Source organism: Psychrobacter sp. 4Dc, from assembly GCF_002836715.1.
Classification (GTDB): Bacteria; Pseudomonadota; Gammaproteobacteria; order Pseudomonadales; family Moraxellaceae; genus Psychrobacter.
In genome coordinates, this window is sequence record NZ_PJAT01000145.1 from 1 (window position 1) to 25,841 (window position 25,841).

The window sequence follows — 25,841 nt, forward strand, 5'->3', positions numbered from 1 at the left end:
AACTGAGTTACGTCGAGACCCAGAAATGAGTTGGTCAACTTTAAATCATGGAAAGCCTATCACTTTACGACAAATCGCTAAAAGATTGAGTGAATTCAAAATTTCATCCAAAGATATCAGGGCGCATGACTTACGCAGTAATGAAGTACGTGGCAAGGGTTACGATATCAACGACTTCCAAGACGCTTTTTCACGTTATTTATCGTAGCATTTACCTCTATTTTAGATAATACAAGGTATCTAGGTATTTTCTAAAATATTGGAGTACACATTTTCCTAAATGCCCGAAATCTGTTTGATACAGGTCTCGGGTTTTTTGTTTAACTATATTATTTTTCAAAAATAATATTAAGACTTGCCTGCTCTTAAATACTGCGTAATTGATTGACACGGCTAGCCGCTAGTATAGACTGTACTTATATGTACTCTTTCGACATAATTAGGAGCTATTCGTCATGGACAATGAAGTTTTGACTATCAAAGAAGTGGCCGAATACCTCAAGGTCAATGAAAGGACTATCTATCGATTAGCAGCTAGTAATGAGTTACCAGGATTCCGTGTAGGGAATGCTTGGCGTTTTAAACGGAGCGACCTTGATGATTGGATGTTAAAGCAAACTGAACAACCTGCAATCAAGGAATAGCTATGAATCAGGAAACTCAAAACTCACTGCTTAACCAGTTGGTTAATCAATTTAAGACGTCCAAAAAGTCTGCAGACGACCTCTTTAGCGAACAGCAGGAGCTTTGGCACTCTTTAGGTTTTAATCACGCCCAAGTAGCACTATGGTCAGCATCCTTGCCAGCGCGTCATGTATTAAATGAACCTAAATCAGCATATCAAACAACCTCCAATATCGCAGAATACTTAACTGCGCTATTACGAAAGTCTGGTGGGCGTATGAATCTCTCACAAGTATTAAAAAAACTACCAGCTGGCACGACTATCACTGAACAGCAATTACGCAAACTGGCTGAGCAAAATCACCAAATGAGCGTCAAAGGACCATTTTTAGTACTTGATACTTAGAATACATCAAACAACCATCTGCAAACCAAAATACCAAACCTTAGGAATTAGAACATCTCATGGCAAAAGACAATAATACCGATAAACAAGCTCAACTCACTGACCTCTTTAATCAACTGGTTAAACAACATCGAAATTTCGATCAACCTGTATTAGAGCTATCATCACATGAGTTTGCCAAAGCAGGCTTAATACAAGGGATGGTAGAAGGCAATCTCACGCCACCTGTCATGCTACTAGCGCTGGCAGACGGTCATTGGGAAAATGCGGCTGATACGGCTAAGTTTGATAATTTAGCTTATACTCTACTCAGTGATACTGACAGTGATTGGCCGGTTTTTGCGGTTATCAGCGATGGCACCAATAATCGTATCTTGAGTTTATTTGGTTCTGATGGTTCTGATGGTACCCATGGTGTCGATGTTCTTCCCAGCTTAGAGGAACTAAACAGTTTTGATCGATTAGAGCGTGATCCTACTTTTCGCTGGTCTATGCGTATCTATACACACCTAATGCACCGCTTCGATGCGTTTCACGAAAATGTCTATCGCGTTACTAAAGATAAAGTTAACGATAAAAACGATATTATTGAAGAAGTAGCCAAGCTGTTATTTTTGGAAAGCTTCCGTATTTATCACCCCGATATTCAATTCACTGATAAACAGGGCAGTAAGCACCTATTTAGCTCTGTATTTAATTGGCAATATGTAAAAAAAGAAGGTGATAAAGCGGTCAACTTAATCAAAGATGCTTTTAATGAGTTTAAATCACATAAGGATTATATTGTCACCAGTGATGACGGATCGAAAAATGCCATTTTTTCAGACGATACTCATTTGAGATTATCTGTACCAAAAAACTATGAAGATTTACTTGAAGCTTTGCAAAACCTTGGTCCCGTTATCAATAATGATGGACGCACAGCAAAAGAAAACGGCACCCTAGGTGATGTTTCTGGTGATTTATTAGGCCGAGTATTCGATGTATTCCTGCGTGCTAACTTTGAATCCAAAGGCGGATTGGGTGTTTACCTTACCCCTAACCCAGTCAAACAAGCTATGTTAGAGATAGCCATCAATGATATTGCTAAAGACGATGACGCTATCGCACGCTTATCCAATGGCGACTTCCGATTTTGTGATCCAACCTGTGGCTCATTTGGCTTTGGCTCAGTGGCATTAAGTCAATTAGACCATCTTATCGATACTCAGCTTGGTGGATTAAACGATCGTGAAAAAGAAGCACTAAAACAAAAACTACGCAATGAAGGCTTCACGGGTGCCGATGCTGCACCGCGTATGGTTATGCTGGCACGAGTCAATATGGCATTGCAAGGCGCTCCAAAGGCGCAGATATTCTATACGGACAACTCACTAACCACCGCCGCACTCAAGCCCAACAGTTTTGATCTTATCTGCACTAACCCGCCGTTTGGCACCCCAAAATTCGCTAACAATAAAAATGGGCAAGCGTCGAAAAAGACCTATGAAGCCAACATGGAGCAAGTATTGGGTGGCTTTCGACCAACAGAACAGGTGGCTGACAGTTATAACGCCTATTACGACCATCTAAAAATGCGTTGGGATGATACTGGTGACTTATATCTTGATGAAAACGGCAACCCTAAATGGGCGGGCTACCGTACCGACTTACGCCAAACTGGTGGCACTGACAAAAAACCAATTTATAGTCTAGCGCCTTCTACTGATGGCTTAGCCCTTGGCAGTAAGCCTGATAAAAAAGGCAACTGGAAGCCAGTTGGTGCGAGCATTGATCCCGCTGTACTGTTTATAGACCGCTGCTTGCAACTGTTAAAACCTGGTGGACGACTGATGATTGTGCTACCTGATGGCATATTATGTAACTCAGGCGATCGCTATGTACGTGAGTACATCATGGGTAAAAAAGATGAAAAAACAGGTGAGTTCGTCGGCGGCAAGGCCATCGTAAAAGCGGTGATATCACTACCCAGTGATTGTTTTAAACTGTCTGGTACGGGTGCAAAGACTTCAATCATGTATTTACAAAAGCGTCGTGCCAGCCCTGACCAGCCCGAGCAATTCTTACCTGAGCCACAGACTGATGTATTTATGGCGGTGGCTGACACTCTAGGTTATTTGGTGAAAAATAATATCGAAGACTATAACGCTGGCGTGCCAAATGATTTGGATTTAATTGCCTCTGCTTACAAGCGAGGCGAATAATGTTTTATAGAAAAATATCCGCAAACAGTTTAAATACTAAAAGACTTGATTCTGACTTTTATCGTCCTGAATATTTGGTTATTGACGAAGTACTCTCTCACTTAAATTGCGTAAAGCTAGGTTCTATTGGGCATTTTTTTACAGGTCCGTTCGGCTCAAAACTTCCAAGCAGTTTATATGTTGAAGAAGGGATACCTTTATTCCGAGTTGCTAATGTTGGTCAATTTGAAGTTATAACAGAAAGCTTTGTGTACTTAGCTCCCAAATCTCATGAAGAACTTAAAGCTTCAGAGGTTCTGCCTGGCGACCTACTTATTGTAAAAGCTAGTGTTGGTGAAAAAATATGTAAAATTCCTGAATCATTGCCAAAAGCAAATATAACTCAACACATCATAGCTATTAGACCTAAAAATCATATGGATATTGATTATATATCCACATTTTTATTTAGTTATTACGGTGTAGGACAGCTTCAGCGCTATTCTCTCGGTAGCATTATTCAGTACTTAGGTGTTACAGATACGAAAAATGTAAGTCTTTATTACCCACATTTGGTAGCCCAAAAATACATTGGAGATAAAGTTCGCCAAGCTGAGGAACTACGTGCTTGGGCTATGGCACTTGAGCTTAAGTTTCAAAAACAGCTTAAAACATTTTATCCTGAGGCTTTTAAAGATAAAAGCACCGGCAAAAAACATTCAATGGCACCTATTGAAGATATGTCTTATACATTAAACCCAGGTGCATTTGATGAAGAACGATTACGAATAAGATTATATTTAAAAAAATGTGGTTCAATTAAGCTGAAAGAAGTAGCTAGTATTGAAGGCACTACAAGCTCTGATTATTCGCAAGATACAACATACATTGGATTAGACTCGATTAGTTCTGGAACTTGTGCTTTATCACCCTCGAATATCAGAAAAAGTGGAGTCACTGGAACGTCCCGAATACTAAATGAAGGAGTTGTTGTCGCTAAATTGCGTCCCTACCTTAACAAAATATCTTATATACCTAAGTCACTATCAGGCTCTGTTGGCTCAACTGAGTTGTTGTGTGTTAGACCCTTAAATGAGCTTAATGGATGGTACATTTACGGAGTATTAAAATCTGATATCGGACTTCGTCAACTCAAACCTTTAGCGAGCGGTTCAACCCATCCTCGTATAGATCAATATGACCTCTACGATTTGATATTTCCAATTCATCAAGATAGTGAAATCATGGGTAAATGGTTGGAAAACGCTCAAGCAGCTTATTTTATGGCTTCTTATTTAGTGATTTCTGCCAAAAGCTTAGTCGAAGCGCTAATCGAAGGCCAGTTAACTGAAGAGCAACTGATTAAAGCTCAACAAACGCTAGAAGATGGTGACAATACACTAGATAAAGCTATCTTACACAAACTCAGTAGCGAAGGTTATGCTATAGAGGGTGCTACACCATTATTCAGTGATGTAGATGAGTTGTATAGATTGCTGGCGAGCGCCACTGCTGCTGCCGACAGTGAGGACTAACGATGACGGCTATCAGCGAAACTTCATTGCTGCTTCAAGCGGAACGTGCCAGCCAAATTTGTGCCCTACTTTGGCAACGAGGCGGCATAGCTGCCGAACCAGCTGCTAATGTCTTCGCTGCTATGCCCCTTTTGCAAAAAGGGCTGTTACAACCTATTAGCGACGATCAAGACCCAGATACCCCGATTGCATATACTTTGACCGACCCCCTATTGACAGCATTTAGCACATTGAGCCAACTTGGTGAATGGCAACTGGCTCTTTTAGGCTTAAATCCAAGCTACCGTGCACATTGGCTATGCTTGGCTGCTGCACGCTGCCGTGAAGCTGGTAGCATGCGCGATCCGCAGATGCTGATTAAAATCATTAGCCAACTTGGTAATGCCAGTGCATGGGTACTAGAATCACTTAAAGACACTTCTGTAAATCCGCAGCTTTGTGCTGGATCATTAAGTGATCTAGAGCATGAGCTGATCGGACATAGCCTGCATGATAATGCCGCCTTGCCAGCTCTCCTTAGGATTTTAAAAGCCAGTTATCAGTTGACTGGTTTTGTCGAGCGTAGCGCTCACGAAGCCGGCTCTAGACTAACCTCTCTAACACCCATTGATCCTAGCGCTAAAGCCCTTGATAACAACTGGTGTGAAAGACGATCATTAGCACTACCTTATTCACTATTAAATCAAACTAAACCTCATGCATCGTGGATACTCACTGAACGAGGTTCAAGTAGTGATACTTCGTCACATTTAACCTTATTTACCCAGCAACCTTGGTTATTCCTTCTAAGCTTACTGGTATTTGTACAGGATGCTTGGGCAGCTGAACAACGCGATAGCTTGCTACTTACATTACCCAGTAACCAGAATGCCTTTTCGCCAACAGAAATCAGTGTGGTCGTGCAAGGCGTAGAAGGCGATGAAGTCAATGTTGGAAATTTGGCAGCGTTTTTACTGGTATTACTTAATAATCTAAACATATCTCTTTATCCCCGAGTACCAGATACTCATGACCTCAACCGAGCATTAGCGCCATTAGTTGCAAACCTACTAAGCCATCAGATTTGGCAGTTTAAGGAAGGTGGACGTAACGAAATAGGACTTTACAGCATTAACCCAGACTTTGGTGATGCTTGCTATAGCTTGCCGCTAGCACCTATTTTTGGCTATAGAAGCGCGCGCCTACAACAAGCTATTAAACAAACGGCACGAGACATACGAGCAGCGAAGCTTATTAATATTCAAGGAAGTGGACTATGAATTTTGAATTAAATGACCAATCAGTTGCTACGCTTGCCATGCAACATCGCTGGGCGGCTACTGGTGTTTCTGACTATCCACCGAGTGATCCGTTGGTAGGCCAAAGTCGATTTTTCAAGCGCTTTCAAACCTTTTTACACACCGTAGACCATGAAGAAGACCGTTTTGCCCACGTCTTTGCGATAGAGGCTGAATGGGGCCGCGGTAAATCGCGCTTGGGCCATGAGCTGGTAGCACAAATAAATGACTGTTCTAGAGGTTGGTTTGTACGTGATGAAAATGGCAGTCTACATGATCAGCAGCTTTTCGACTCACAAGCGCAAGATAAATATTTAGCGCTCTATATTCGCTACTCTCAAGTCGCCTCTGACTATCAGAATTCTGATAACTGGTTTGCCTTTGGCTTGTATCAGGCATTACTGCCTTTAGCAACGCAGAAATTTGATGGTTCAATTCAAAGTGAAATTGCTAAGCAAGCCTATGAGCGTTTAATGCCATTTGGTTTCACTGCGCAGGATTTAGCGGATGCTTTAGAGCTCAATGCCAACCACAGCGAAGAAGACTTATATACCGATCCGACATTGGTAGTAGATCTTGTTCAAGCCGCATATAAAGTATTAGAACGCTTTGGTATATCTTATGTGCTTGTAATCTTAGACGAGCTGGAAACTGTAGCTGAAGCTGCCACCTTTGGATTAGAAGATGATGATAGTAAGCGCTTAGATGGTCAGGCTATTCGCTTAATTGGTAAAGCAATCAAAGAAGAGGACCCTCGTCGTAAGCTACATTGGCTGCGTTATGTGGCGCTATGTTCACCTCTGCTGGGGCAACAACTTCGGGAGATTCAATCTGTTGCTCGTCGGTTTGAGTTGGTTGAGCTAGAGCATAATGCCTTTGCCGATGTTTCTGACTACGTAGCAAGCCTAGACGGAGACGAAAAGCTAGCACATAAGTATCCTACTGGCTTGGTAGAGGCAGCTTATGCGATGAGCGGCGCAAACTTTGGCTGGTTTAACGTCATTATGGCTAACGTTGATGCTGTTTTATATCAGTATCAGCAAGCGAATCGTCAATTGAATGATATTGGAGAGCTGTTCGAAGCAGTACTTGCAGGCTCTGGTCGAGTGGCCAAGCATGTACTAGATAAAGGTGCTATTGAGGGTATTCAAACTCGTGATCAAACGTTATTAGCAGAATGTAAAAACTTACTCTATGGTCAGTTACCTGTTCGAATCAATCAAATAGCAAACGCTCAAGACTTATTAGCGCTTAGAAACGAAGATGAAGAACCTATTGCCGCTCTTTACCGCAAGTTAAGTCTAGAACGCTGGCAATGTCGAAAAGCTCTAGAAGAAGCCAAATTCCGACGTGAAGGTGAGGAGTGGTACTATCCCGCTGTCGAACAAGCCCTTAGCTTAGATACTTTGCTCGATAATATATCTACCTTTTCTATCAAAGAGCAGGTCCAAAGCGAAGACAAACATGCCGTGTTATTACCGCTGTCTAAAGGTGAGTTTAAGCACTTACTGAGCTTACTATATGATCATCCAGCGATTGAATTTGCCGCCGATGCTCTATGGCAAAAACTGGTCGGTGAAGCGACCGAGCTTGATACACATGAAGCTACCCACATCGGACCCAGCGTTGCGATGCTATTACGACTAGACTTGCGCTACCGCAGCGTGCAACAAAACTCGCTTATTTTTAAAGACCCTAGTATGGGTGACGGTCATAAAAAAGCCATGGCTGAGCTTTTACAGGACAGTAATCACAAGCCCATTCTAAAATCTTTGGCTCGTTTGACAGGCTTTATCCGTTTATTAGACAGCAACTGGGGCTACGATCAAACCCTACTAAATAATAGTGCTGGTAGTAATGGTCAGCCTTTAGTATTGCTTAGCGAACCACGAGGCGGATTGTTTACACTAGATGGTTTTAAACTACATTCTGATGGTAAGGTGTTACTTGCATGGATAAGCAACAAAACCGAGTTGGACCAATTGCACGACTTTGCATCTGATTACGCACGCAAAAATGGTCGCACACCTGTGTTGGCACTAACGGCTTCTGCTCACTTAATGGAACAATACAGCCGTTTAGAGAATGATTCTCTACTGCGTGATGCGGTACTACTACACTATGTGAATTCCAGCGAAACAGATCAGTTAGAGCGTATAGGCTTGAGCTTAGCGCTGTGCGAAAAACACAGCATCACTTTAAACACTGAGAGCTTTACTGCAAAATTTAGGAATAAGCTAAATGCTCTAACAACATTTGCAACCAATGCTATTCAAAAATGGCGACATCGTTTGCATGAGCGGGGTTTAATTGCTTGGCCATTTAAAGCTGATGGTAAGCTATCAACGAATGATCGTAACTTATTATTTAAAGGCTGGTATACCTTAGCCATCGACTATCCCAGCCTCAACGGTCTAATGGACTTACAACATGAACATGGTGTTGCATCGGACGAGCTCGGGAGCTTACTAGACAAATTAAAAGTTCCTGGTAGCTTTATATCTAAAGGCTTTACTGCTGATGAACATGCAGGTCTTTTTACTGAGCTTAACAATCCGCAGCGCAGTCAGGCGCAAATCCCACTGTTTTTATCTCGTATCGCACATCCCAATAAACAATGGAATTGGAAGTTCGAATCTTTCAAACAGAAATTTTATTTTGGCTATGTTTCTGATACCAACAACACCGCGAAGAGTGTATTTGATGAGTGGATGTGGTGGTGTGGTGAACTAAACCTTCTAACTTTGGAAAACCCTAACGATAGACAAGCTTTATGGCAAAACTATCCAAGATCCCGATTAGATAATGCGATTATCGAAGCTAATAACTGGTTTAATGATGATAGCATCGATGGGTACAAAGCCAAAGTTGAGGTGATGAGCCGAGTCTATGGTCAAGGTCGTATAGACGATATATTTGCACCTATTGGTCGAAACTCATTAGGTTACGCTACCGTGGAAGCCAAAGAGCAACTTGAGAAAGCTCGCCAGCTTTTTATAGACCTGAAACAAAAAGAAGAGCAATTACAGGATATCTCTCACCTCAGTGATACAGGTGTACTTGCTGGTCTAATCGCTAAACGAGCTAATGTATTAGCACTAGTAGCAAAAGTAAAACCTATGCAATGCTCTGAAATAAACTTAAAGAGCTCACATGACTTAAACTTAGAGGATAAGACTACCTCATTATTCCAGCGTGTCGAACAAGCCTGTTTGTTTGCGGAGTTCGTTGAAGATAGTGCTGAAAAAATTAATAGACGTTTAATCGACTTAATCGCAGACATTGAGAACGATGTCTCTACTCTAAGCAATTTTCCAAAATCTCTTTATACTAATTCTTTACGTACCATAGGCCATATTCTTGATGGAGCCTTGAAAGAAGATAATACAAGTGTCACAGGTAAAAGAGAGCAGCAAGCTGGTAGCGATACACTGTTACATTATTTAAGAAAACTCGATTTACCTCATTCACAGGATAAATTGAATGCGTTAGCATTTGAAGTCGGATTGAACCTACAAAGCGAACAACAACTGCCTCTTGCTGAGATTCAAGGCTATATTCTGACGAGTTACCGTGATTTTAAAACACGCTTTGAAAAGCTATTGGACAACTTAACTGAACAGAAGACTCAAGCCGCGAGCCTGCACAGGCAGCTAGCAGATGCTCCTGCTGCTTACCCCCATCCAGACGATATAGCAGAACTACCTAAATTGATTAATAAACTACAGTTAATCGAAGACGCAATAGAAGATTTGCCTTCTGATGCTGAACAAAAACGACAGCTGATACAAGCCAGCCTTCGTAATGGTCAGTTTACTGCCCTTCGAGATTTGCCAGATGAGCTATTAAAGCCTGCCCGTGGTCAAATCGCCCCCATACATGGCGATCTAATAAAGATCAGTCAACATTTAAATCAAATGAAAGATAACTCTATTAAAGAGGTTAATGCCTGGCTACCCATGCTAAAGCCTTTATTCATCTCGCAGCAGCATTCTAGCCCTCATGCTACTGTATTGAATCTCTCAGATATGAAAGAGCTTATGGTAAGTGAGGTGCTACTGATATGTGATAGAACAGTACATGACTGGAAAGAAATAGCTAATAAAGCACTTAGTGGGACTGGACTTTCATTAGATGAGTGGCAACGTATCTATGAATCCATTAATCAGAATGAAGAGCCAAAGCTGAACATTCAGCAACAACAAATATTGGTAGATAAAGGCATCCTAAAAATGCGTTTAACTTTTGCAGAAAGCTTGGGGGCTTAGTGACAATATATATATCAGCTAAACTGGGTAGTAATCGCAAAGGGCGTTTTTTGCATAGTATTGTACAAGCGCAGCCATTGACGAGTGACTGGCAATCCAACCCACCCCAACAAGGTTTACTACTGGTGCAAGGTGATGAGTTAAACCAAGTAGAAGATTGGCGAACCTTGTATCATTGGTCAATGCAAACTGGTTGCGCAGCATTAGTAGTGGATCCGTTAACCAGTAAAACTGACTGCTGGCAAGCACCTGAACTTGAAATTGATTGGCATCTGGCAGCCGCTCCAAATATTATCGATGCTAATACTGATGGCCTAACAAAATTACTAGCCGATGAAATCACCCAAAAAATTGTAGGTTTTAGTGGCAGCTCGAACGCAACCCTTCATCAGATAGCTGATGTAATTCATACGCGATATATTCGTAAACACAGTAACAGTGGTCTATTTGCGATGACTACCTTACCCCTTTGGTCTCTAAACCTACTAAATCATAGCGATATATTATTGGATTGGCTAAATTGGCTAATTACTCATTCGGGAGATACGACTCCCTCTATAGTTGAAGTTAATAAGGCTGATTTTATTCCTGACAAAAAAGATGAGGTAGTATTACTCCTAATCTATGCCATCCCAGGATTGACAGCGAAAGAGATTTGTCAGCATCAAACGGTTAAAATATTATTTGATACCTCTACCCTAGCAATTGAGCAACGCTGGCTAGATCTATACCAATACGGCTTTATTAGTGAAAATAGACTAACTGAAAAAGGGTCTAATGTACTCATGAACTCTGACTATTGGGCTTATGCTGAGCTATTATGCGAACAGTTAAGAACAGGGACGCAATAATGAAAAATATGAATTTAGCACAGTCTTTAGCGATAGATAGCCAGTTACGTCTGCCAGGAAGTGCTGGTAGATTGCTTAAGCAAATTAGAGACATTGAGCAAGTGGCTCCATTGTTTCGTGATGCTGGATTGGTTAAAGCAGTACCAAAGTCAACTGTGGTTAATCTCCGGGTATCAGGCATTGCAACTAAATCTTGCATAGATAGAGCGCTTGGCGGATTTATTTATGCTAGTGCTGCTGTCCGCACGGACTTGCTGATTGAAGACAATAAAGTTAGCACACAAGGTAGCGACTCTGTTTCCGAACTCGATGATATTGATTTTGAAGCACAGCGTAAGCGTCTAGACTTGATAGAGATTCGTCAAGCTTATCAATTAGTGGAAAAACAACTACTAAGTGGGGAGCCCTGTGATTTAATCTTACTAGATACTCCGCTATTTTTGGCAAGGGATATGGCACCACTCGATCGAAATATTCGCCATAAGCAGGAATATGAAAATACCTTACAGGCTATTGAGACATTTTGGCAAAAACACCGTGCAAAACTGTTTCCATGGAACCAAAAAGGTGTAGTTCTTGCCAGCATATTAGCCGAGCGCTTTAGCGCTATCGTCAGTATTGCCAAACAAGATTTACGTTCAGAAAAAGGTCGTCAACAAATACTTCTAAGTGACGGGTTCTCTGAAGAGCGTATGATGAACTTAGCTGATTTAGATGAAAGCCTAGCTGGAGTTGGCGATCTGCGCTTCATCAATGGGGTTTTAGGAAATTATTCACGTACTATTGCGTTTCGTTTATCTGAAAAAGAAAATCGTATAGAGCCAAGTATGGAAGTTCAACAAGGCTTAATTGGTTTTCATTATCGCAGTGCTCGTGGTGGCCAAATAAAGATGGTACAGCTTGCTGGCGACGAGCCAGACTGGGAAACGACAGGCCTAGACTTAGTAGCAGCTCGCTTAATGGTGCTTGATATGCAAAGCAAGGCTAATGCTATGCCACTACCTCAGCTTTTAGGTTATCAGCAACTGGGGGTTTTGCCCAAATTTACTAAGTTTTATCGCCAAAGCTTACATGGCGCACTTAAAAACAATGATATTGAAACTCGCTGGTTGTCTGGCTTAGATGAGGAATTGAATAATGGTATATAAAGTTTTGGGAAAACTCGTTGGTAATACAGGTGACGCAAACCAATTAACTATGGTCGTGCAAGACTCTTTTGCTGTTCGTCGCGGTGAATTTGTCCGTATTATGCATCAAGAAAGAAAAGATGAAGGCGAAGTAGCAGTATTAGGGAGAATAACTAAAATTAATCGTAGCAATATGCTTTACAACGCAGGGTTTGGTGATGGTGTTACTGAGTTAGAGCTGCTGCCAAGTGCAAACATTACTGGTGAAAACATGTTCGCTCAAGTTGAGCTAGTGGGCTATCGCGACCCTATTTCACGACAAATAAAAATACCACGTAGACCTTTAAATCCCGGTACTGCTGTAGAAACCGTTGATTTCCAGTTTTTAAGTGATTTTTACGAATTTAATGAGCATACAAGCCTACATCTTGGTAATTTGGTTGGATACGACAAGGGCGAAAATACAGTTCCAGTTTTTATTGATGTGAACAAGTTAGTGACTGAGCATATGGCAGTATTAGCTATGACAGGTTCAGGAAAGTCATACACAGTAGGTAGAATTATTGAACGCTTGGTAACTCTCAATAACGGTACAGTCGTAGTGTTTGATCCTCATGGCGAATACGGTAAAGCACTTGCTGGTGGTAACTTACAGTTTGCAGATAACTTAGAGATTAGTGAAGATACGCGTGATAAAGAAACGCTACCGATCATAAAACAAACTTTTGAAAAACTTCAAGCTGCCGGTGCTGGCATTAAAATCTATACACCGCAAAATGAGGAGTTCAAACACAAATATGCTAGTAAGAACATTCCTTTAGCTTTGCAGTTTGATCATTTTGAGATGGATGATATCGCTGAAATCCTTCCAGGACTCACTGAACCACAGCAACGTGTCTTAGACGTTGCTATTCGTTACTGGCGCTATACCGATAAGACTGAACCACGAGACATTAACCGCTTGAGACATTTTTTAGGTGATGGACTTGAAGAGTTAAAAGAATGGAGTGATTTATCTGAAGCAGAAGCAAAGGCACTCTCTGGTAGAAGTGCTGCAGTCGCTTCTATGAAGCTATCTAGAGTTCTTAATGAGGGCAAAAGCTTTTATAGTGCTGCTATGTCAGAGCCCACTGACATATACAAAATGATTGGTCGTCCTAACAACCAACAAGGACGCTTAGTTGTTGTAGACTTGCAAGGTCTCAGCGATACAGCAAAACAAGTCGTTTGTGCTCTATTATCCAGTGAAATCCTTAAAGCGGCTTCAAGTAAAACAGATCCACTTCGTCCTTGCTTTATCATCTATGAAGAGGGCCACAGCTTTGCACCTGCAGGCGGTAAAGCTGTTAGTCATCGCATTATTAAAAAAATCGCCGGGGAAGGACGTAAATTTGGTGTGGGATTTGGCATTGTTAGCCAACGACCATCTAAACTAGATCCTGACGTAACCTCACAATGTAACACTCTAATTACTATGCGACTAAAGAATCCAGACGATCAACGCTTTATTGCTAAAGCCTCAGATATGATAGGTAAAGCTGACCTTGATGAGTTACCAAGTCTATCTACTGGTGAAGCATTAGTATGCGGACGTTCAATTCCTGCGCCTTTATTAGTTAAAGTTGGTAGTAAAGCCCTCATTCATGGTGGTGAATCGCCAGAGGTATTACGTGTTTGGGGCTCATTTAATGGCTAATATGACTTTGCCCAACTTTGAGTGGGTATCAAACAACTTTCCATTATTAACCAGTGCAAAACTTATAGATCAAGATGTTCTAGTCCATAGCTTGGGTTGTAGTGTTTGGAATACCTTCGGTCATGCTCAAGGTTACATGGCAGTTGTTGAATGTCCAGCGCCTGGGACTTCTGGTGCAGATATACGTTCAGATTCAGGATGGTTCGAGGTACACGCAACAAAACCGCTGTGCTTGATCGAATTTGAGCGATACGATGGCTCAAAACCTAGTCAGCTTAAGCTAGAAGAGAAATTGAAAAACCTACTTGAATCAGCGCAGCGATGGCAGCACTCCCCAATACAACTTGTACTCAGTACTTGGAGCCAAGGATTGGTAAACGCACCTGATATAAAAAGTCTAAAAGATATCTGCAAATATGGCTTTACATCTTCAACTGGTAACCGTGTTTCTGCTCATCATAATTTAGAAGTTACTCTTAGCAGGTTTATATTTATAAAAAGCCTGTCAACAATAGCATTAGACCGAATTCACAATGAGGTGTTACTGTGAATATAAAGTCAGCACATTTCTTACCAGGCACAAATAAGCGCTTGGGTGATAAATACTTACTTCTAGAATGTTTGGGTGATGGTAGTCATGGCTGGGTATGGCGCGCTGAGCGCTTACAAGACAATCAAATTATTGCAGTTAAAATACCTAAAGATATGACACGTGAAGATAGAGAGTTAGCTGAAGGAAAAGAACTACTAGGGATTGAGGCGCATCCTAATATAGTACAGATATTTGATATGGGCCGAATCGAGAATGAATGGTTTTATATTGAAATGGAGTACTTTCCCAGTCAAACATTGGCACAAAAGTTAGATGACCGTCAGAGAAACTTTGGTCAAACTTACGAGCGACTTTTCAGTATCTATCGGCAAGTACTTGACGCTGTACAGTACTTGGCTAATCTATCAGTACCAATCTCTCATGGTGACATAAAACCACATAATATTTTGGTGGGCGAGCAAGATTTAGTGAAGCTCACAGATTTCGGTAGCTCAGCTTTACCTGATGAAATTTACGTTCGCTCTAGGGAAAATGGCGGCACCGTGCTCTATTCAGCACCTGAGTTCTCTAATGTGGATAGCCGGAAAGGTAGCTTGGAAGAGTTGCTACTGGGAGATATCTATAGTCTAGGAGTATTACTGTACCAACTAATTACAGGGCAACTACCACATAATACGCCGGCACAAGTTCAACGCCATGCACCTTTTAGGCGACCTACAGAAATTAATAACTTTGTTCACTCAGACTTAGAGCAAGTAGTGCTGACTTGCCTTCAAAAACAACCTAGACATAGGTATCAGTCAGTATCGCTATTAGTTGAAGCATTTGATAGTGCCGTTGAGAAACAACTTAAATCAATAACTATCAACCCCATATATCAAAGTAAGCCTGAGCAAGATTGGTCTAGTGCAGTAATAGCTGCCATGTCTGAGCAAGCCTATCAAAAAGCAGCTCTACTCTCTGCCCAAGAATACAATCGTAGTAAAGATCTACAAGCATTACACCAACAACTCATTGCACTATATAGAGCGAACCGCTTGTTTGAGTTTGAAAAGATTGTTGAAGAGAACAGAGCAGTTTTGTTAGAGGGCGAATTGCAGCATCCATTAGATCTATTCGAATTAATCATTAAAGCAAATCTACAAATTCGTGATATTAATCAGGCTAAATATTGGCTATTAAAGCGAAAGCAAGCTGCAGAAGAAAATACTACTACAATGTATCTCGAATCCTCAATACTTGGTCTTGAAGCTAAGTATCCAGAAGCAAGAGCCCTCTTGGAAAAAGTGAATCAAAAGACACCAATGAAATTTAAAGTGCTTTGCCAATTAATACTAGTTTGCGAGCAAATGCGTGATTACTCAGGTGCAGTAGCCTACTTGAAAGCTGCATTACGTTTAGCTCCATTAGACGCTAATATGATAAGCAAAAAAGCCTTATACACAAAATTAGGTGTCATGTGACTGATTAATTTTAAAAAAGCATTCTCAAGGGATTTTAACTATTTAAGTTGGGCTAGCCAACTGCACTTAATAGGACATAGTATAACTATCCATTAAAGAGCTATTAACTTTCATAAAATTCGCATTATTATAAGCGTGACACCGGGACAGACCTTAGATAATATGGTTTTGCATCTATCCTTCATTCTAGTAGGCAACTATGTTGTCACAAAGATAAAAGGACCTATGCCGTCAAATCCGTACACATCAACTTGGGAGATAGTAGTATTACATGTGGAATGAAACTATCAGATCAAATTTTAGAATTAGTTTCTATTGCTAAATTGAGATTCGAGTGGCTTAATATCATAGCCAAAATATTCCTCTATAACGTCTTGCAGGTTATTCATACTGATGTTCAGCACCTCCTCGTAGCCACTATTGCTGTAAATTTCTAATTGGGTATCGCGAATAAATAAAAAGCGTTTACCAACAACCATCGAGAAACGTAACTGGCTACTAAATGGATAGATAATATCGGCAGAAAAGCGGTTTTCAATACTGTGATAAATTTCGGTTTCAGACTTTGCGGCAATATCAATTTCCATTTGTTTTTTTTCTACATTACGTTTTCGGTGGTAGACTGTGATCACATCGTTTTCTATCGTAGTCCTAAAGTGCATGCCGTAACACTCATATAAAATGGGGGTTGCGGCTGGGATAAGTTGAATGGATGGCCACCCATTGCCAATATCTGCAAAGTAGCGCTGGTTGCCTATTTCCAGTCTTACTAGTCGGTGGATATCTTTTCCACCAATGCGAGCAGAGTGCAAGTATGCATCTAACCCAACTGCTTTGGTTGCATCTAAGTAGCTTAGAGCTTTGTCTGAACAGGTACCGCCATATGCCATCGTTGCAGGGTGTACGTTGTTGAGTAGGTATAAGTTATGAAATGGCTCTTGCTTAAATTTATCGAGTAGTATTTGTTGGGCTAAATGTACAGTCATCTATGAGCCCCTCCTCGTTTAGCAATAGCAGAATCAAATGTTGGATAGCTAAAAAAGTAAGGATCGTCTACATCGTACGTGAATGTGGCTTGCCATATTTCCTTAAGTTCTGCTATTTCTGTATTACCGTTACGGGTTAAATAGTCCACTACCAACTTTCGGATGCCACTACCAACATCAAAAGAGGTCTTTTTTCGGTTTGCGATCTCGACAGGCAATAAGTGCCTAAAGGCATCTCTAAGTGCTATCTTGTTATGACCGGGAATATAAAACTGCTTATGCTCAAGGTCATCGGCAACCCTTTTTACTGTACGATCTAAAAATGGGCAACGAGCTTCAATACTATGTACCATGCTGCACTTATCAAGCCTACGAAGTTCCGTAAAGTGCATATCGGTTATCAGCTTGGTACGAGTAATTTGCCACTCTTGTTCGGATAGTTGCTCATGGTAACCAGCAAATAGCTCATCTGCCCCCTCTCCGGTTAGTACTACCTTTAAGCCTTTCCTCTGTACTGCTTGAGCTAATAAATAGGTCGCAAGACCATTGCTAATGATCGATGGATTGTAACTTTCAGTTGCGTAAAGTACCTTATCAATCAATCCGGGTAACTTTTGCTCACTTGGTAATGGGATGTAGATAACTCGTTTTAATCCTAGGTGTTTAACAAGCATTTCAACCATAGCAACATCAATACTATCGGAATCTCCCAGAGTAAAATAAGTTACATCTTGGCGATGCTGACAAGTTATAGCCGCAATAATCGAGCTATCTAGACCTCCGCTCAGGAAAACACCGAAGGGCTGTTTAGGTAAGCGTTTAATGACTGCTTGTTCCATTGCTGAAAGCAGATTAGATGTTGTACTGGTTAACTGTTGGTGGTGTGCTATCTGGGTAAGCGTGCCCGTGGGTAAGTCAAGCTGACTAATACCAAGGGGTACTTGCTCGAACCAGTCAATATTTTGTAGGGCTTTAAGTTCACTGACAACAAATAGGTTGTTATCGGCGTGACCGTAAAACAGTGGCTTTTTACCCATATGGTCGCGAAACAATAGAATTGAATCTGTCTCCAGTTGATAGATAACCCCTGAATAAAATCCGTCTAACTCGCTTAGTACCTGCTCACCCAGTTGAGCGAATAGTGGTGCGATTACATGTGTATCGCAGTCGCTATTACGGAAAAGATCATATTGTTTTTCAAGTAAATCTGCATTGTAAATCTCGCCATTAAAAGCTCCTATCATACAGCTGGATTTGTAAGGTTGGCGTCCTGTAATGCTTTCATCATTAATTGCCAAACGTGCAAACCCAATAGCTAATTTCCCCTTGATCCAATAGTGTTGGTCATCAGGACCTCGATGAGCAAGGCGAGTTAAAGCAGCTGATATATTCTGTTCGGCGGTATCACCGTGAAGCACGACTATTCCGCACATAGTTGCGATTCTTTGTTGAACTGTAGCTGATTACGCAATTGCATTAACAGTTCACCTAACCGATTCAAGCCACTACCATCTTCTGCATCGCCCCAATAGCTGTCATTGAGTGTATGTTCGGCTATGTGATATTGCTGGGTTGATAATAATAGCACTTCAAGTTCAGGGTTCTGAGTAAATTTGGCTGTAAGTGCTTGCAGCATTATATCTTCCTTAATGTTATGCCAGTTAGGTTGTAGGTGTTGTGATTCTAACTGCTTAGCCATTTGTTTAGCCAACATAGGACTTGCTGCACAGCGTATGCGCTCTTGCAATGTATGGTCTCTAAATTTTTGTGCTTGGTAAAAGTGCTCTGTTGTCGGCCAAATTTTATTATGCAGATATATGGCATGTTTTGAAAAGTTGGAAAGCTCTCCCCAGGTTTGGTCTGAATGGTAAAATAAAATAGAGTTAATATTGTCATACTCGAAACCTAAAGGCAGGCAGTGCCCTAATTTTTCGTTTTTACTTTTCAAGTAATCTATATTTTCAGGCCGTATTTGTGGGTGTGTATTAAGTAGTTCTACTTCGATTCCTGCTTGTTCTAGTGCGCGTCGCTTACGCGGGTTGTTTGATACCAAGCGCACTTGTTTTATTGCCATTTCTTTTAGCACATTTATAGCTGGTGCATAATCGCGAACGTCTTGTTCTAAACCCAGTGCCTCAAATGACTCTGCTGCATCTAAAGCTTCACTCTGCATTTTGTATACTGCTTGAATCTTATTAGAAAGGCCCTGTCCACGGCCTTCTTGATGTAAGTGGAAAATGATCCCACTTCCATTGTGTGCCATTATTTTCATGGATTCGCGCAATTGGTCGGCACAGTCACAGTCCCTTGCTTCAAATACTTCAGAGGCTAGGCAAGAAGAATGTAATCGCAGTATTGGTTTACTTTCTAGTTTATTGATATCACCAAAGGTGACTACTCGTAACATTTCGTTGCCGGTATCGTACATTCTAAATGTGCCGTGTGGTGTTGGGAGTTCGCAGTAATTTTTAAAAGGCATTTTATTCTATTCTCTCAAGGGTTTTCTGATGTGCTTTTGCAAAGAGGTCACTCTGCGGCACTATTTGATTTAAAAATTCGTAAATATGGCACTCGTTCATTTGTTTAACTTGGGTTTCTAATTTAGTAAAAGCATCTGGGTTAAAAGAGCTAGCCAAGTACTTATACAACTCGCTCAGTTCTGGATATTTGGATAAAGCTTGCGTTAAACCATTGATTCGGTAAAAACTGAGCCTTAAACGTGAAAGACGAGTATTGCATTCTGATTTGGTCGCTTTCCATACTTGGCTAATCTCAATATCAGTAAAGACCAAGTTATGTCGTTCGTTGTTTCGTAGAAATTCTTGCAGACCAGCATACAATGCCGATCCCATGATTTCATCCTGTACTTTACTTAAATTCAAAATTGGTTCGTGCTGTATGCGCCCAGTATGTTGAACAGGAAATGGCGCACTTTTAATAGTTAGTCCATGGTAATGTTTATTGACTATTGCCCAGACCATGTCTGAACGGCGAGCTTCACGGCCATTAATCTTAAAAATTAGGTTAGGCGTTTGTATTAAGGCTTTAGCGTTTAGTACAAAGGTGTTGCCTCCACGGTTTACCGTATCTTTTGCTGCAGCTAATGGAGATGTTGAACATGCTGGAACAATACCACGAGTGAGCGGGAAGCCCGTGACCAATAAAGGCGCATGTGCAATCAATCGAGAGCGAGCTTCAGTGACACTTTCACCTTTGTAGGCGGGTTCAAGCCAAAATGGTGCTTCGATATGAGCCGTATGTTTACGAGATAAGTCATAGTAATAATCAGGATACTTATCTCGAAGTATTGTATTTTCGTGGCTGCGATCAGGCAGTTCGATATTGTTTGGTAGTTTATCAAGCCAGCGTAAGTTATGAAGCAGATCTACCAATTGGCCACGTAGGCCATTTAATGGAGGATTAGGCGATGAGCCTTCGTATTGTCCGATCACTATATCGACATCTGCTTGCTTAAACACTGGTAGCCAAGCTAGAAACTGTTTGGCTCGGGCATCTAAACGCATATCGTCATCAAGGATCCAAGCATAGTTATTTGGAGTCATTGTACATTTTAAACCAACATATTTTTGCAGCATGCTCCGTGCATGTGCAATTCCCACTTGGCCTTTTGGTCGTTTTGCCAAGTCGGAACCAAATAGGCCGCTTGCAGCATCTTCTGTCTGTTGTGTTTCGCTTATTATTTTTATATCACCCACTGACCTTTTGCTGAATGAAAGCGTTTCTTTCACAGAGGTATCTGAGCAACCGTTGCATAGTACTATGGAGTTTATACTGGATAAAAAATCACATTGTGCAAGTTCAGCAATACTATTTAATAATGGCAATAATTTATGTGCATCACCGGTAATCACACCAATAGTTAGGGCAAATGGCTTGGATGGTTTTTCTAGTGAAGCAAGTGGCAGCCATGCCTCCTGTGCTTGTTTAAGGTTACAATCAATACCAGTTAATCTTTGGCGAAATGCTTGATAGCCCTGCATTTCTGAGAAATTTATTGTATGCAGAGATTGGCGCATTAAGTGCTTGAGATTTGGATGATCCACATGATGAATAGTCAGATAAGCCCTCCGAGCCATGTGTTCGAACCCTAATTCATTCCATGGGCGAATATCCGCGCCATAATCAATCAGTTTCACTTCACCCTGGGTTTTTATTAAGTTTTTCGGGTGCATGTTATTACATACAATTCCTGCTTTGCTGCAACTGTGTAGCAAGTCCATCACTTGTTCGCAGTTGCCACCTTGATAAGGAATGCTATTTTCAAAGGGATAAGTGAGTACCAAAGTTTTTCCATCTGATATAACTTCATCAAGGGTATACAAACCAGGTAGATTGTACTGTTGTGAACTGAACCATTTTAAAAATTTGATTTGCTCAGCAGGTATGTTGGTTTTCCAATAGTCAATGCATTTAAAAACACGCTGACCATCTGTCATAACAACAGCTTCAGAGCCCATACCAAGTAGTAAAAGCTCATGAATACCAAATAGCCTTCTGATACGATCATTAGTTGCATCAATGCGGCATTGTTTTATTCTATTAGCGAGTGTCGCATGCGGTTTGATGAGGAGCTCATTACAGCGGTTAGTACATAAATGATGAGCGCCTAAATACGTCAGTATTGCTAATAAATCTTTCTCGCTCTCAATAGAGCGGTGCTTTTGAAAGTCACCATCTTTTAATACCCATGCGCTATTACCAATAGTTTCTTTGGCAACAAATGCTGTGGCTGTTTCAATACTCGTTTGCTGATGGCATAAATTATAGCAAGTAACTCCCAGTTGATTCATCCGCTCAATAAACGCACGCAAATCAATCTGATCTAATTTTTTAGTTGTGGTCAAAACGATATTGAAGCTAACCAGACTTTTTTGGCCTAAATGATGAATTCTTTCAATAGCTTGCTCTAATTGGTTAAATAAAAGACTTCCTAATTCAACGCCAAGAGTTAATGCGATTTGAGATTCCTGCTTTAGTATCTTTTTTGGTAATATTTCTGGCTGCCAGAAAAACAAGCGCTGTGCGCGTTCAAGAAACGCGTTACTTTGATCAGCGCTCATACGTCCATGGTATTTCTGCCAAAAAACTGCCAATCCATTATTCTTGGTTGGTGAGTTTGGTGTACTAAGGCGTTGACGATCACTATCGGCATAGTGATTTAGTAGTGGTTTTTTTATATTGCAGTAGCGTATTGCGTCTAATTCACAGAGACGTATACACAAGTCTCGATCAGTGCAACTTGATAGTTGCTCATCAAAACCGCCTGCCATCAACATAATATCTAGTGATAAGAATAAGTTAGAACCTTGAATACCTGGATTTCCGCATAAAAACAGCTCTTCATTTAGTGAGTCAGGAGGTATACATTTGATAGGCTGTTGTGCATTACCTTCATAACGGTAAAAGCCAGCTGCCACCATATTGCAATGCTGTGTGATTGCTAACGATTTGCAGTTTTCTAAGTAGTTAGGATGCCATTCATCATCGTCGTCAAGAAATGCTAAAAATAGTGAACTGAAGCCCTGTTTTTGTTCGTTGCTCAGATATTCTATTGCCGTATTCCATGCTCCACTAGCACCTAGAGTTCTCTGGTTTAATAAATATCTAACATGGCAGTTAGTTGATGGAATAGATTCGACTATCAGTCTGTTTTGGAGCTGAATTTTTTCAGCAGAATCGTCTACAACGATGATATAGCTCGGTGATATAGATTGCTTTGATACTGAGTATATAGCTCGTTGTTTTAGCAGGTTTGGTCTGTTTTTAGTCGCAATAATCACTGCTATTTGTGGGGCGTTCACACGATACTCCATTGCTAATGAACAACTAGCTTTTATACTTGCGTAGTAAGGTTATAAAGCTTCTTGTATTAATAGGCTAGTAGTTCAGTCAAAACTATTTAATATCTTTACTTTCATGTCATTGGTTGGCAATCATACGAGTTACAAATACATAAAAAGGATTACTAGTGATTTTATTTCATGGATGCAGTTTCGATAGTAGTAAATAGGCTACTAGCTATATATGAAACATAGCATTAGCAGCCTATTTTTTTACTCAAGTCATGTTTGTGATACTGGTATTTATTAATACAAACTAATTAGTAGTGATTTATTACATATATAATTTCAAATATGTGCTGGCATGCCAGCAATAGTCTTATCCTACATTACAACTTGTTAGCACTGGCGTACCTTTTTTGATGATTTTGATTAAATTAGCACCATCACTTTCACCCTCATAACTACTACTATAGTATCCGTCGATTTCTATTGTCATTGGAATGCGATAGCACTTCTTTTTATTAAGCTTTAATCTCTCAATCTCAGGATTGTCTGACTCAAGCGCAAACTGAGTAGGATAGTTTGTCTTAGATGCTTTGGGAATCATCGCTTTTGATTTGTTATCAACAGTAAATTCAGCCGGAAATCTTGCTTCGTTAACCATATTATATTCGAGAATTCCTGAGACTACAGTCTTTCCTTTATATCTTGTCAGGCCCTCATTATCCGTAGTACCGACCTTTAATGGCGTAGCTGGCTTTGCCGCGGGAGCGGCATAAGCTGATACACCAGTAAGGGCTAATGCTGCTGCTACAGTAAGTGATACCAATTTGTTTTTCATTTGAAATCCTTTTGTGGGTTAGCTATTTTGCTGCAATAGTTGGGTTTAGACTGTGTACGTTATCGCATAATACGATTAGAGTATTTAATCAAAAAGACAAGTAAACGTTTTGTTTTTAGAATTATAGGTTGCACCCATATCTATTATTTCATCCCAATACTCCATCTTGTAAGATTTAAAATTAGGCAAAATAGTGGAGAGATTGGCGGTTGGTGCGAACTTTAAGGCTTCACCTGCACCTGAAGATTCTGGTCTAAACATAAATACGTATTCCTCTAAAGGCTGGCCGCGATATTTAATACCGTCTTTGAATATTAGATGATATGCGGTAAACTCACCTCCCTCTTTTATTTTTACTTCCTTTATCGTATCTCGATATGCTGATAACCATTGTGACCTCGGCTTAACAAAGTATCGGTAGTCTTGTGATACCCCTTTAATACTATCCTCTAATGACAACTGACTTTGGTCGAAAGTTTTAAAAGATAAATTTTTACCTACACATCCGCCTTCCATATCACCAAATAAATAAAGCATATCACTTGTTGGTAATTTTTGAGAGCTGCTTATCGCTACTTTATTAGTATCCACAGAAGAGCCACCTAAGCCTTGTTGTACACCTGCTATAGTGCCTGTCACTACCTCATTCACCAAAGAACCAACACTTTTTACTACTGTTGTGCCCATTGTTTGACTCTCAGCACAGCCTGATAGAGCAATAAGGCTGCTAATAGCAACCAATGACAACATATGATTCGATTTCATAATTTAATCCATTAGCGTTTAAAATACTGAATAAATATTACAGGTCAAAAGTACAGGTTATCTCATTACCATCATCATCAGAATCTATTAAATTAGGGTACATATCTCTGTTTTCAGGTTTATAAAAGTCTTCGAAGCTTTTAGCGATACCAAAATCCTTGGATGTACCAGAATTGCCTTCTTCTATCATTGCGAGAACATAAAGAGGCTGATAGCCTTCTTTTTGCCATTTGTAAAAATGCTGGGAAAAAGGAAAGTCTTCACCTGTATCACAATTAGATTGCACACGCGTTAATTCTTTTTCTCTAAATAGATCTTCAAGCTTATAAACGGCACTTGTTGTTTCATCTTCTGCTATGCCCTGACCAGAACTAATATTAATTAAACTTGGTTTTGTTTTAGTGCCGTAAGCTACAACATAGCTATGATCATCTAAGTCACCAATGATGGAATAGTTGGTACCTCCATCTAAAGTAGGTATCTTGTTTCGCCATTCTCGCACACCAGGTATTTCAGCCAGCGTCTCCCATTGCCAATCAGTATTGGGCTTTAAAGCGAGATAATCAGTAACCTTGGAGAAGCTAGGTGCGTTTTCTTCTTCGACAACCTCTTCTTCAATAACAACGATCTCTTCTTCAGCAACTGCTGGTTCTACTGCAACCACCTCTTTGTTAACAGCCGAATTTTCAGTAGTAACTTCTTGAGTAGCTTCTGCTTCTTTATTGTCCATACAGCCAGATAACGCAATAATACTGCTTATAGCAACTAATGATAAAACATGACCTGATTTCATAGTTAAGCTCTTAATATTGAAAATGAGTGGAAGGACTATAGGAACAAGAATTAATCTTTAGCAAAGAATAATGGGTACGAATAAACCTCCATTCATGTACCGAACACTTTTGCAGTTTTAAATTCATTAACCTATGGATCTGCTAAACAAACAAAAAAGTCGCCCATAGTTTATATAGACAACTCTTAATGATTTTTTAAAATGGTAATAGCTATTTACAGAATTTGGCAAAGAGGTTATTCACTACGGGGCGAGGTAGCGTGTAATCAGCCATCGCTTCTTTCAGGCTTTTGTAATCTGTATCACTTACTATGTTTGAACTTATTGGGTTTGAACAAGTAATACTTAGCACTCCTCTAAAACTACTTGTTTTACCATCAGCTGTTAAAGCAATCAGCAGATTGTCTGGCTTTTTGAGATTAGCGCCTGTATACCCTTCTATTGTCATAGGATACGCAGTCCAAGTAGTGGTATACACACCACCGTCTTGACTAGTATAGACATTAATACCATCTGAGAAACTAGGGGCTGCCAATGCACTAGTAGATACAAGAAATGACAGGCTCAAGAAAGCTAAAGATAATAAATAAGTGGATTTCATTACCACTCCAATAGTTAACATTCGTCGTGAATTTTTACCTCCCTCATAATATAACACAAATGTTTTAT

At 40.4% G+C, this 25,841-nt stretch carries 20 protein-coding genes; 12 read left to right on the forward strand and 8 right to left on the reverse strand.

Features of this window, described 5'->3' with window-relative positions; translation table 11 throughout:
• The 12 genes from CXF61_RS12575 to CXF61_RS12630 all read left to right on the forward strand — a co-directional run.
• On the forward strand, window positions 1-208 hold a 208-nt coding region (locus CXF61_RS12575; protein ID WP_165598442.1), incomplete at its 5' end, for a DUF3631 domain-containing protein.
• 247 nt (window positions 209-455) lie between these two features.
• The gene (mads1, locus tag CXF61_RS12580) at window positions 456-644 is read left to right on the forward strand and encodes a methylation-associated defense system helix-turn-helix domain-containing protein MAD1 (protein ID WP_165598443.1); all 189 of its coding nucleotides are present in this window, start codon (window positions 456-458) and stop codon (window positions 642-644) included.
• Between the two features lie 2 nt (window positions 645-646).
• A complete protein-coding gene (locus CXF61_RS12585; protein ID WP_165598444.1) occupies window positions 647-1,030 on the forward strand; it encodes a hypothetical protein in 384 nt (127 codons plus the stop codon).
• A gap of 59 nt (window positions 1,031-1,089) precedes the next feature.
• Complete coding sequence (locus CXF61_RS12590; RefSeq protein ID WP_165598445.1) at window positions 1,090-3,234, forward strand: HsdM family class I SAM-dependent methyltransferase; 2,145 nt, start codon at window positions 1,090-1,092, stop codon at window positions 3,232-3,234.
• Window positions 3,234-4,748 carry a restriction endonuclease subunit S domain-containing protein gene (locus tag CXF61_RS12595; RefSeq protein ID WP_165598446.1) on the forward strand — a complete coding sequence of 505 codons (1,515 nt, stop codon included), beginning with the start codon at window positions 3,234-3,236 and terminating at the stop codon, window positions 4,746-4,748. Before CXF61_RS12590 ends, CXF61_RS12595 begins: the two co-directional genes overlap by 1 nt.
• A gap of 2 nt (window positions 4,749-4,750) precedes the next feature.
• Window positions 4,751-6,007 carry a hypothetical protein gene (locus tag CXF61_RS12600; protein WP_165598447.1) on the forward strand — a complete coding sequence of 419 codons (1,257 nt, stop codon included), beginning with the start codon at window positions 4,751-4,753 and terminating at the stop codon, window positions 6,005-6,007.
• Window positions 6,004-10,293 (forward strand): hypothetical protein, encoded by a 4,290-nt coding sequence (locus CXF61_RS12605; RefSeq protein WP_165598448.1) that lies wholly within the window; start codon window positions 6,004-6,006, stop codon window positions 10,291-10,293. Before CXF61_RS12600 ends, CXF61_RS12605 begins: the two co-directional genes overlap by 4 nt.
• 50 nt (window positions 10,294-10,343) lie before the next feature.
• Window positions 10,344-11,144 (forward strand): hypothetical protein, encoded by an 801-nt coding sequence (locus CXF61_RS12610; RefSeq protein WP_227526690.1) that lies wholly within the window; start codon window positions 10,344-10,346, stop codon window positions 11,142-11,144.
• Window positions 11,144-12,292, forward strand: a complete 1,149-nt coding sequence (locus CXF61_RS12615) for a hypothetical protein (protein WP_264755689.1) — start codon at window positions 11,144-11,146, stop codon at window positions 12,290-12,292. The genes CXF61_RS12610 and CXF61_RS12615 overlap by 1 nt, the downstream gene beginning before the upstream one ends.
• Window positions 12,282-13,967, forward strand: a complete 1,686-nt coding sequence (locus CXF61_RS12620) for a helicase HerA domain-containing protein (protein WP_165598450.1) — start codon at window positions 12,282-12,284, stop codon at window positions 13,965-13,967. The genes CXF61_RS12615 and CXF61_RS12620 overlap by 11 nt, the downstream gene beginning before the upstream one ends.
• 1 nt (window position 13,968) lies before the next feature.
• Window positions 13,969-14,517, forward strand: a complete 549-nt coding sequence (locus tag CXF61_RS12625) for a hypothetical protein (RefSeq protein WP_227526691.1) — start codon at window positions 13,969-13,971, stop codon at window positions 14,515-14,517.
• A complete protein-coding gene (locus CXF61_RS12630) occupies window positions 14,514-15,983 on the forward strand; it encodes a serine/threonine-protein kinase (protein ID WP_165598451.1) in 1,470 nt (489 codons plus the stop codon). The genes CXF61_RS12625 and CXF61_RS12630 overlap by 4 nt, the downstream gene beginning before the upstream one ends.
• A 305-nt stretch (window positions 15,984-16,288) precedes the next feature.
• On the opposite strand, the gene CXF61_RS12635 is transcribed toward CXF61_RS12630, so the two are convergent.
• The 8 genes from CXF61_RS12635 to CXF61_RS12670 all read right to left on the reverse strand — a co-directional run.
• Window positions 16,289-16,969: a hypothetical protein gene (locus CXF61_RS12635; RefSeq protein ID WP_165598452.1), complete on the reverse strand. Its 681-nt coding sequence runs from the start codon at window positions 16,967-16,969 to the stop codon at window positions 16,289-16,291.
• Window positions 16,966-18,387 carry an asparagine synthetase B family protein gene (locus CXF61_RS12640; RefSeq protein WP_193834232.1) on the reverse strand — a complete coding sequence of 474 codons (1,422 nt, stop codon included), beginning with the start codon at window positions 18,385-18,387 and terminating at the stop codon, window positions 16,966-16,968. The genes CXF61_RS12635 and CXF61_RS12640 overlap by 4 nt, the downstream gene beginning before the upstream one ends.
• Before the next feature lie 2 nt (window positions 18,388-18,389).
• Window positions 18,390-19,448, reverse strand: coding sequence for a GTP cyclohydrolase II RibA (ribA, locus tag CXF61_RS12645; RefSeq protein ID WP_165598454.1), 1,059 nt, complete (start codon window positions 19,446-19,448; stop codon window positions 18,390-18,392).
• Between the two features lies 1 nt (window position 19,449).
• Window positions 19,450-22,791 (reverse strand): glycosyltransferase family 2 protein, encoded by a 3,342-nt coding sequence (locus CXF61_RS12650; RefSeq protein ID WP_193834234.1) that lies wholly within the window; start codon window positions 22,789-22,791, stop codon window positions 19,450-19,452.
• A gap of 358 nt (window positions 22,792-23,149) precedes the next feature.
• Complete coding sequence (locus CXF61_RS12655; RefSeq protein WP_165598456.1) at window positions 23,150-23,614, reverse strand: hypothetical protein; 465 nt, start codon at window positions 23,612-23,614, stop codon at window positions 23,150-23,152.
• An 84-nt stretch (window positions 23,615-23,698) separates the two neighbouring features.
• Entirely contained in the window at window positions 23,699-24,379 is a 681-nt protein-coding gene (locus tag CXF61_RS12660) for a hypothetical protein (RefSeq protein WP_165598457.1), read from the reverse strand.
• Window positions 24,380-24,416: 37 nt separating this feature from the next.
• Complete coding sequence (locus tag CXF61_RS12665; RefSeq protein ID WP_165598458.1) at window positions 24,417-25,172, reverse strand: hypothetical protein; 756 nt, start codon at window positions 25,170-25,172, stop codon at window positions 24,417-24,419.
• A gap of 211 nt (window positions 25,173-25,383) precedes the next feature.
• A partial coding sequence (locus CXF61_RS12670) for a hypothetical protein (protein ID WP_227526692.1) occupies window positions 25,384-25,841 on the reverse strand: 458 nt, incomplete at its 5' end.

Excerpts from the sequence above, each read along its gene's own strand:
- mads1 (WP_165598443.1), top strand. The coding sequence starts at position 456 with ATGGACAATGAAGTTTTGACTATCAAAGAAGTGGCCGAATACCTCAAG.
- CXF61_RS12585 (WP_165598444.1), top strand. The coding sequence starts at position 647 with ATGAATCAGGAAACTCAAAACTCACTGCTTAACCAGTTGGTTAATCAA.
- CXF61_RS12590 (WP_165598445.1), top strand. The coding sequence starts at position 1,090 with ATGGCAAAAGACAATAATACCGATAAACAAGCTCAACTCACTGACCTC.
- CXF61_RS12595 (WP_165598446.1), top strand. The coding sequence starts at position 3,234 with ATGTTTTATAGAAAAATATCCGCAAACAGTTTAAATACTAAAAGACTT.
- CXF61_RS12600 (WP_165598447.1), top strand. The coding sequence starts at position 4,751 with ATGACGGCTATCAGCGAAACTTCATTGCTGCTTCAAGCGGAACGTGCC.
- CXF61_RS12605 (WP_165598448.1), top strand. The coding sequence starts at position 6,004 with ATGAATTTTGAATTAAATGACCAATCAGTTGCTACGCTTGCCATGCAA.
- CXF61_RS12615 (WP_264755689.1), top strand. The coding sequence starts at position 11,144 with ATGAAAAATATGAATTTAGCACAGTCTTTAGCGATAGATAGCCAGTTA.
- CXF61_RS12620 (WP_165598450.1), top strand. The coding sequence starts at position 12,282 with ATGGTATATAAAGTTTTGGGAAAACTCGTTGGTAATACAGGTGACGCA.
- CXF61_RS12625 (WP_227526691.1), top strand. The coding sequence starts at position 13,969 with ATGACTTTGCCCAACTTTGAGTGGGTATCAAACAACTTTCCATTATTA.
- CXF61_RS12635 (WP_165598452.1), bottom strand. The coding sequence starts at position 16,969 with ATGACTGTACATTTAGCCCAACAAATACTACTCGATAAATTTAAGCAA.
- ribA (WP_165598454.1), bottom strand. The coding sequence starts at position 19,448 with ATGCCTTTTAAAAATTACTGCGAACTCCCAACACCACACGGCACATTT.
- CXF61_RS12655 (WP_165598456.1), bottom strand. The coding sequence starts at position 23,614 with ATGAAAAACAAATTGGTATCACTTACTGTAGCAGCAGCATTAGCCCTT.
- CXF61_RS12660 (WP_165598457.1), bottom strand. The coding sequence starts at position 24,379 with ATGAAATCGAATCATATGTTGTCATTGGTTGCTATTAGCAGCCTTATT.
- CXF61_RS12665 (WP_165598458.1), bottom strand. The coding sequence starts at position 25,172 with ATGAAATCAGGTCATGTTTTATCATTAGTTGCTATAAGCAGTATTATT.